This is a genomic window from Enterobacter sp. Bisph1 (assembly GCF_000814905.1).
GTDB lineage: Bacteria > Pseudomonadota > Gammaproteobacteria > Enterobacterales > Enterobacteriaceae > Kosakonia.
Genome location: NZ_JXAG01000012.1, coordinates 1 through 8,334, shown reverse-complemented (window position 1 = coordinate 8,334; position 8,334 = coordinate 1). Strand labels below are relative to the sequence as shown.

The following is an 8,334-nucleotide window of genomic DNA, read 5'->3' as shown; positions in this document are numbered from 1 at the left end:
GGGAAATCGGTGCTTCGCACTGCGCTCACCTCCCGCGCATCTGCCTGCGGTCGGCTCGACTCGCCATCCCTGGCTCGATTCGCCTCTGGCCGCCATCCGGGCGGCCAGCCCTTGTCATCTGCGCTCCGGTTCGCCGATTTCAGCGGGGACTCACCCCCTCGCTGCAATATCTTTGCTTAAATGGGGATTTGAATCGCTGGGAGATTGCGCATGAGAACAAGAGATCTTCGATCTCTTGTCCCTGTGGTTCCAATCTCATAGGTGGCGGACCGAACAGGGTTGGAACTACCGGACTCACTGACCGGCGCGTCTTACGACGCCCCTGTTCAGCCCACCATTGAGTTGTAGCTGAACGTACGACATATATAAATATGCCGCTCGTGAGTTAGCAGGGTTCCAATCCTGACGCCTAATTTGTCAGACACGGAATGAACATAGGGTTAACCCTTAAAGGCGGCAAGGGATTATAGCTAAACTATTGAACAAATTACTTTTTCAAGGATAAGCTTCGCACAATTTTTGCAAATAGATTAAAAAACTCAAAACAACTGCAATCCCGCTGACCGGTAAAATTATTACAGCTATGCCGAGTTTTTTATAAACACAAATATCGCAGCGGGGAATCAACCCCCTCGCTGCGATATCTCTGCTTAAACGGGGATTTGCATCGCTGGAAGATTGTGCGTGAGATGTTAGAGATCGAAGATCTCTTGTCCTTGTTTTAGCCAGCGTGGCGCTTTTAGGATGTCGGCAAAAAATGCTACCAGCATATAGAGCAGTTCCCGAAATATGCTTTCGGATGCAGGGGCAAGCGTGTTACTCATCAGCAATTGAGTTATTGCCTGGCAGTAAGAGCAGAGTTGATCGGAATCGGGGTCAAAAGAGGGCGTGTAAGTTGGGATATTCTCTACGGTCAGACTCGCTTTTAATCCCTGTGGAACAGGCTCAAGTAGCGTCGGTTGCAGCAAAGCAAGACAGGCAGAAAGCCTGCCGTAAAGCGCCATCTTCTGTTGGGGATCTTCACATTCAGCAAGCACTTCGGCGAAACGTTCACAGTTATCCGCAAGCTCGGTGAAATCCGTGGTGTGATTGAACGGCGAGGTAAATAACGTTTGAGTCAGGGTTGGGGTAGTAGCCATAAGGCAGCCTCCGATAAGTGATGAAACTCCACCACCGGAAATGCTAATTTCTTGGGTGGTGGGCTGAACGAAGTTAGCATTACCGGCCTTATCGGAAACCGGCGCACCTTTCGGTGCCCCCGTTCAACCCACCATTGAGGTGTGGCAGAACTCACGACAAAAATATGTCGCCGATAAGGTTAATCAGGATGCTAAACCCGACGTCTGATTTTGTAGACGCGAACAGAACATATGACTAACCCTTATTAGCGGCAAGGGATTATAGCTAAGTTAATGAAGAAATTACTATTCCAGGAAGCCGCTTCGCAAAATTTTTGTTAAGTAATAGAATTTGCAATGGAACTTCAAACCTCCTCTCATTTTTTCCTTAAAGCGATACCGAAGTTTTTTATAAACACAATTATCGCAGCGAGGGGTTGAGTCCCCGCTGAAATCGGCGAACCGGAGCGCAGATGACAAGGGCTGGCCGCCCGGATGGCGGCCAGAGGCGAATCGAGCCAGGGATGGCGAGTCGAGCCGACCGCAGGCAGATGCGCGGGAGGTGAGCGCAGTGCGAAGCACCGATTTCCCGCGGGGCCGCGGGGATTGAAAAGGGGGGAGCGGTACCCCCTTTTCCCGTTCACGTGTGATGAAACCCAAGTTTCTGCCCAACATAAAGTGAACGGAACTATTCCACTTTTTCTAATAAAGTGAACGGAACAATTCCACAAAAGTGAACGAAACAATTCCCCCGCCGGGATCAAAAAGGGGAAGCGTAAGCCCCTTTTCTTCCCCCCTCCCCCCGCTATGTTGATATTTTAAGCAGTCACCACCGTCTCGCAGGAAAAATGTTTATTCGCTTCCATACTGAAACAAACCCCTTAATCGCGAGAACACTATGCCACTGCCGGATTTCCATGTTTCCGAACCCTTCACCCTCGGCATTGAAGTGGAGCTACAGGTCGTCAACCCGCCGGGCTACGATCTGAGCCAGGACTCTTCACGCCTGATCGAAGCGGTAAAACACAAAGTAAGCGCAGGCGAAGTCAAACACGACATTACAGAAAGTATGCTGGAGATAGCCACCGGCGTATGCCGCAACATCGATCAGGCAGCGCATCAGTTTGCCGCTATGCACCCGGTGATTTTACAGGCGGCGGCAGAGCATCATGTGCAGATTTGCGGCGGTGGCACCCACCCTTTCCAGAAGTGGCAGCGCCAGGAGATCTGCAGCGATGAGCGCTACAGCCGCACGCTGGAGACCTTTGGTTATCTGATGCAGCAGGCGACGGTATTTGGTCAACATGTGCACGTCGGCTGCACCAACGGCGATGACGCAATCTATCTGCTGCACGGCCTTTCCCGTTTCGTGCCGCATTTTATTGCCCTCAGCGCCTCATCGCCCTATATCCAGGGCACCGATACCCGCTATGCCTCGTCGCGGCTGAATATTTTCTCATCGTTCCCGGATAACGGCCCCATGCCGTGGGTGGCGAACTGGCAGGAGTTTGAGGGGCTGTTTCGCCGCTTAAGCTACACCTCAATGATTGAGAGCATTAAAGATTTGCACTGGGATATTCGTCCCAGCCCGAATTTTGGCACCGTGGAAGTGCGGGTGATGGACACGCCGCTGACGCTCTCTCACGCTATTAACGTTGCCGGTTTTATCCAGGCGCTGTCGCATTGGCTGCTGGCGGAGCGGCCGTTTAAACACCAGCCGCAGGATTATTTATTATATAAATTCAACCGCTTCCAGGCCTGCCGCTACGGGCTGGAAGGGCTGATAACAGACGTGCATACCGGTGAGCAATATACCATTGCCGAGGATCTCACTCGCCTGCTGGAAAAACTCGCTCCGTCGGCGGATAAGCTGAATGCGCGCAGCGCGCTGGATGAGCTGGCGAACGTGGTTAAACGCGGGAAAAGCGAAGCGCAACTGATGCGCGAGTTTATCGCTGATGGCGGTTCGCTTATTGGGCTGATGCAGAAGCATGCCGAGATTTGGGCGGCCAGTTAACTTTTTCGCATATATATTTAACCGCAACTGAAATAACCTGCAAATCAGCAGGTTATTTTTTTACTTATAAAAGAAGCATAATCCCTAAGTAGTAGCGAGAATTTAACGGAATTGATAAATATCAACCAGGGCTACATTAAGAATAAAGCCTGCCGCCTCGACTCCGATAACACCTTAAAGCAAACAGGAAAGAGGCAATATTATGCGTTGGATTTACCGTTTATCGATGAAATTAAAATTAGCACTGGCTTTACTGCCTCTGTTGTTTGCTCTTATCTGGTTAGCCAGCAGCGGCATCCTGGCCCGCGTTGAGACAGGCCAGCAGATGGGCACCATCATCACCTTAACGGACCTTGCCAAAAATGCCGGCAGCGTTATTCATGAATTACAAAAAGAGCGCGGTATGAGCGCCGGATATATCGGTAGTAAAGGCCAGCAATTTAGCGCTGAATTATCTGCACAATATATTCTTTCGGATAAAGCGCTTGAACAATTAGCCGGAGCGTTAAAACAATTCCCCCTGCAGCGGGCAAATAACGATATACGTCATGCCCTTGAGCAATATAAACAGCACCAACAAGGCATCAGCGAATTTCGCCAACGCCTTCGCGCACAAAGCGTTACCGGCACCGAATCGCTGGGCTGGTATAGCGCCATCATTAACGACTTATTGAATGTGGTGGGCGGCATTAGCCAGCTCACTGATAACGGGGAAATCGTTAACCAGCTGGCGGCGTTTTACAGCGTACTGAATGCTAAAGAGCAAACCGGCGTTGAACGTGCATTGATGTCGAACGTATTTTCCGCCGACCGCTTTACCGACAGCCAGTTCCGCCAGCTTAATGAAGCGGTGGGCAAGCAGACATCATGGCTGGCGGCGACCCGCGCGTTTAGCACGCCGGAAGTAAATGAAGCACTGGAAGCCCAGCTAAACGCACCGCAGGCAACGCGGGCGCTGGAGATGCGTCAGCAGGCGATCGAGCATGTTGCCAGCGGCGGTTTTGGTATAGCCCCAACGGACTGGTTTACCGCCCAGACCGCGCGTATTAATACACTGAAAGCGGTGGAAGATGCGGCGGCCAACAGGCTGCTGCAAACGGCGCAGCGGCTGGCGGATAATGCCTGGCGGGATGTTACCCTCTTTGCGGTAATCAGCGTCGCGGCCCTCGCCATCGCGCTGTTCTTCGCCGTGCTGGTGGCCAGCAGTATTCATCGCCAGTTACACCACTCCCTGACCACAATTGAGGGTATGGACGGCGATCTGACGCAGCGCCTTGATGTGCCCGGCAGCGATGAGCTCTCCTTACTCAACCGCGCCTATAATCAGGCGATTGAAAACATTCAGCATATCGTTAGCGAAATAAAACAGGGGGCGGGCGTGCTGCGCGGTGCCAGTTCCGAAATCGCCAGCGGTAACCAGGATCTCGCCTCCCGTACCGACCAGCAAGCGGCCTCGCTGGTCGAGACGGCCGCCAGCATGGAGCAGATCGCCACGGCGGTTAATCTGACGGCGGATAATGCCAACGAAGCCAAACGACTGACGGAAGAGATGGAACAGCAGGTGCTGGAAGCGAGCCGCATCGCCGGCGAAGCGAGCCAGAGCATGGTTGCCATCCGTGGCTCCAGCGAGCAGATTTCCAATATTGTCAGTTCGATTGACGAAATCTCTTTCCAGACCAACCTGCTGGCGTTGAACGCGGCGGTAGAAGCCGCGCGCGCCGGGGAGCTGGGCAAGGGCTTCGCGGTGGTAGCCAGTGAAGTGCGTAATCTTTCCCAGCGCTGCGCCAACGATGCGCATCAAATTCGCGAACTGGTGAGCAAAAATATGGAGCAGATCCAGCAGGGCGTCACGCTGGTACAGGCCTCGGATCGCGCTCTGCAATCGGCGAAAAACCATACCGGCCAGATGCTGACCTTTGTCAGCGACATTGCCCATGCGGCGAGTGAGCAGTCGCTGGGCGTGGCACAGGTTCACGAGGCGCTGAACCAGCTTGAGCAGGTCACCCAGCAGAATGCCGGGCTGGTCGCCAGCGCGGCCAGCGCCAGCCAGCTGCTGGATCGGCAGTCGGAAACCATGTCGACGCTGGTCGATCGCTTCGTAGTGGCATAACTCAGGGCGGGGAACGTTGCGCAGCGGGCAGCTTTCCCCGACAATACTGTTTTTCGCCAAAGACTCATGCTTATGAAACCTGCATCTCAACCACTGCTTACCCTGGCCGGTATCCTGCTGATGGCTTTTCTCTCCGTGCTATTGCTCCCCGCCCCTGCGCTGGGTGTGCAGCTGGCGCAAAGCCTGGTCCAGCGCTTTCATCTGCTGGATATGACCCAGCTCTATATCATCCTTTATTGCCTGTGGTTTCTGCTGCTCGGCACGATTGAGTTTTTTGTTTTGCGCTTTATCTGGAAACGCTGGTTCGCTGTCTGAACAGGCGTTTTTACTCTTCCCTGCCCTGATGCGGCGGGGATAGATTTATTCCCGCTTTAAAAATCCTCGCCTCATTCATTCAAATTTATTGAACACTACCGGCAAATAGTTCCGCTTTTTCTTTCTACATCACAGGTCTATCCTTTTTTCATCAGGGCGAAACGGCTCATTACGAATAACAATGGCCCGCAGGTTGGCCGTAAACACACTTAACACTTTCGTTGCACACAGGCTAACCATGAACCCATTACAGAAATTTTTTAGCGCTTTGTTTCCGCAGGCCGCTGGCAACAGCGAAGCGGACGTGCCGTCAACTTCAGGAGTGACCATGTCAGACAATTTTCTCGCTTTAGCAAAACAACGCCGCACCATTTATGCCCTCGGTAAAAACCTGCCGGTGGCGGAAGAAGTTGTGATTGAAACCATCAAAGAGGCGATTCGCCAGGCACCTTCGGCGTTTAACTCACAGAGCTCCCGCGCGCTGATCCTGTTAGGTAAAGAGCATGTGCAGTTCTGGGAACTCACGCGTGAGCAGTTGAGAAAGATCGTGCCGGAAGAGAGCTTTAAAGCCACCTCCGATAAACTGGACGGCTTTGCCGCAGCGGCGGGTTCCGTGTTGTTCTTTGAAGATCAGGAAGTGGTAACGCGCCTGCAGGAACAGTTTGCCGCCTATGCGGATAACTTTCCGATTTGGTCAGAACACAGCACCGGTATTGCCCAATACGCTGTCTGGCTGGCGCTGGCGGAGAAAGGCATTGGCGCGAATCTTCAGCACTATAACCCGCTGGTTGACGCCGATGTGCAGCGCACCTGGGGTATTCCGCAAAACTGGAAACTGCGCGGCCATATGAACTTCGGCTCCATCGAAGCACCAGCGGGCGATAAAGCCTTTATGGACGACGATAAACGCTTTGTGGTTGCCCGTTAAGCGTCACGCTTATTTAACGCTCCTCGCACGCCGCGAGCGGTGGATATAAAAAAGCCGCCTTCAATTTTGAAGGCGGCTTTTTAGTGCAGCAAGCAGATTACTGCTGGCTTTCGCGCTCAGCGATAAAGCCTAACGCTTTGTTAATGCGCGCAATGCTGCGGGACTGGCCGATGGCGTGCACGGTGACGTCCAGCGCCGGCGACTGGCCCGCGCCGGTTACGGCCACGCGCAGCGGCATCCCCACTTTGCCCATGCCCACTTCCAGCTCATCGGCGGTCGCCTGAATAGCGTGGTGAACGTTTTCTGCCGTCCAGTCAGCGATCGCCGCCAGCTTATCGCGCACCACTTCCAGCGGCTGACGCGCCACCGGGCGCAGATGTTTTTTCGCTGCGTCAGCATCGAATTCATCAAACTCTTCGTAGAAATAACGGCAGCTCGCCGCCATCTCTTTCAGGGTTTTGCAACGCTCGCCCAGCAATTTCACCAGTTCAAATAGCTGCGGCCCGGTATGGGTATTGATGTTTTCCTGCTCGATATGCCATTGCAGGTGCGTCGCCACATACTGCGGATCCAGCGTGTTGATGTAGTGATGGTTCAGCCACAGCAGCTTGTCGGTGTTAAAGGCGCTTGCGGATTTACTTACCGCACCGAGGGAGAACAGCTTGATCATCTCTTCACGGCTGAAAATCTCCTGATCGCCGCTCGACCAGCCCAGGCGCACCAGGTAGTTGAGCAGCGCTTCCGGCAAATAACCGTCGTCGCGATACTGCATAACGCTGACCGCGCCATGACGTTTAGAGAGTTTTTTGCCGTCGTCGCCGTTAATCATGGAGACGTGGGCATAGACCGGAACCGGCGCATTCAGCGCTTTCAGGATATTGATCTGGCGCGGCGTGTTGTTGATATGGTCTTCACCACGGATCACGTGGGTGATCTCCATATCCCAGTCATCGACGACTACGCAGAAGTTATAGGTCGGCGATCCATCGGTGCGGCGAATGATCAGATCGTCGAGCTCGAGGTTGCTGAACTCAATCGGACCACGAATCTGATCGTCAAACACCACGGATCCGTCCTGCGGGTTGGCGAAGCGCACCACGCACGGCTCATCGGCGGCATGCTCGCTGTGATCGTGGCGGCAACGGCCGTCGTAACGCGGTTTTTCGCCGTTCGCCATCTGCGTTTCACGCAGCTGCTCCAGACGCTCTTTTGAGCAGTAGCATTTATAGGCGGTGCCAACTTTCAGCATCTCGTCGATCACCGCGTTGTAACGGTCAAAGCGTTTGGTCTGGAAGTAAGGGCCTTCGTCCCACTCCAGGTTCAGCCAGTTCATGCCATCCATAATGGCTTCAATCGCTTCCGGCGTGGAGCGCTCAAGATCGGTGTCTTCAATACGCAGCACAAACTCACCGCCGTGATTACGTGCAAATAGCCAGGAGTAAAGAGCAGTGCGCGCGCCGCCAACGTGCAGATAGCCGGTGGGGCTTGGCGCGAAGCGAGTTTTGATTTTCATGAAATGGCCTTACGTTTATAAAGATGCCGACCGTCGGCACTAGCTAAAATGAAAGTGGGCGATATTCTATCACTGTGGGCTGATTCCTCAATGTTGTTGCCGCAATGAGGGGCTTATCGGGCTATTTTGTTTAGAAATCATGCTCTCGCGACGGTTAGTATCGCGGTTTGTTTAATTTTACGACGAACGAACAATTTCTTTTGAAAAGGCGTTGACTCATTTTCAACTCTCCCTATAATGCGACTCCACACAGCGGGGGTGATTAGCTCAGCTGGGAGAGCACCTCCCTTACAAGGAGGGGGTCGGCGGTTCGATCCCGTCATCACCCACCAC

The 8,334-nt window shown here is 53.4% G+C and carries 6 protein-coding genes, 1 tRNA gene and 1 pseudogene; 6 read left to right on the top strand and 2 right to left on the bottom strand.

Annotated elements, in window-relative coordinates:
• Window positions 1-214: hypothetical protein (locus RW65_RS22915; RefSeq protein ID WP_231564338.1), on the top strand; the 214-nt coding region annotated here is incomplete at its 5' end.
• Between the two features lie 478 nt (window positions 215-692).
• Here RW65_RS22915 and RW65_RS00225 read toward each other — a convergent pair.
• Window positions 693-1,247, bottom strand: a pseudogene (locus tag RW65_RS00225) (hypothetical protein); the annotation flags it as partial.
• A 769-nt stretch (window positions 1,248-2,016) separates the two neighbouring features.
• On the opposite strand from RW65_RS00225, the gene RW65_RS00220 reads away from it, so the two are divergent.
• The 4 genes from RW65_RS00220 to RW65_RS00205 all read left to right on the top strand — a co-directional run bounded on the left by RW65_RS00220 (window position 2,017) and on the right by RW65_RS00205 (window position 6,488).
• Complete coding sequence (locus RW65_RS00220) at window positions 2,017-3,135, top strand: YbdK family carboxylate-amine ligase (RefSeq protein WP_039054665.1); 1,119 nt, start codon at window positions 2,017-2,019, stop codon at window positions 3,133-3,135.
• Between the two features lie 202 nt (window positions 3,136-3,337).
• Window positions 3,338-5,245, top strand: a complete 1,908-nt coding sequence (locus RW65_RS00215) for a methyl-accepting chemotaxis protein (RefSeq protein ID WP_039054664.1) — start codon at window positions 3,338-3,340, stop codon at window positions 5,243-5,245.
• Between the two features lie 72 nt (window positions 5,246-5,317).
• Entirely contained in the window at window positions 5,318-5,560 is a 243-nt protein-coding gene (locus RW65_RS00210; protein ID WP_039054663.1) for a DUF1158 family protein, read from the top strand.
• A gap of 328 nt (window positions 5,561-5,888) precedes the next feature.
• The gene (locus RW65_RS00205) at window positions 5,889-6,488 is read left to right on the top strand and encodes a nitroreductase family protein (RefSeq protein WP_039054667.1); all 600 of its coding nucleotides are present in this window, start codon (window positions 5,889-5,891) and stop codon (window positions 6,486-6,488) included.
• A 97-nt stretch (window positions 6,489-6,585) separates the two neighbouring features.
• Here the strand turns inward: RW65_RS00205 and gltX are convergent, their stop codons facing one another.
• Window positions 6,586-8,001, bottom strand: a complete 1,416-nt coding sequence (gltX, locus tag RW65_RS00200; protein WP_039054662.1) for a glutamate--tRNA ligase — start codon at window positions 7,999-8,001, stop codon at window positions 6,586-6,588.
• 256 nt (window positions 8,002-8,257) lie between these two features.
• Here gltX and RW65_RS00195 point away from each other — a divergent pair.
• Window positions 8,258-8,333, top strand: a tRNA-Val gene (locus tag RW65_RS00195).
• Window position 8,334 lies beyond the last annotated feature (1 nt).

Bases quoted from the DNA above. Each gene is read 5' to 3' on its own strand.
- RW65_RS00215 (WP_039054664.1), top strand. From the start codon at position 3,338: ATGCGTTGGATTTACCGTTTATCGATGAAATTAAAATTAGCACTGGCT.
- gltX (WP_039054662.1), bottom strand. From the start codon at position 8,001: ATGAAAATCAAAACTCGCTTCGCGCCAAGCCCCACCGGCTATCTGCAC.
- RW65_RS00205 (WP_039054667.1), top strand. From the start codon at position 5,889: ATGTCAGACAATTTTCTCGCTTTAGCAAAACAACGCCGCACCATTTAT.
- RW65_RS00210 (WP_039054663.1), top strand. From the start codon at position 5,318: ATGAAACCTGCATCTCAACCACTGCTTACCCTGGCCGGTATCCTGCTG.
- RW65_RS00220 (WP_039054665.1), top strand. From the start codon at position 2,017: ATGCCACTGCCGGATTTCCATGTTTCCGAACCCTTCACCCTCGGCATT.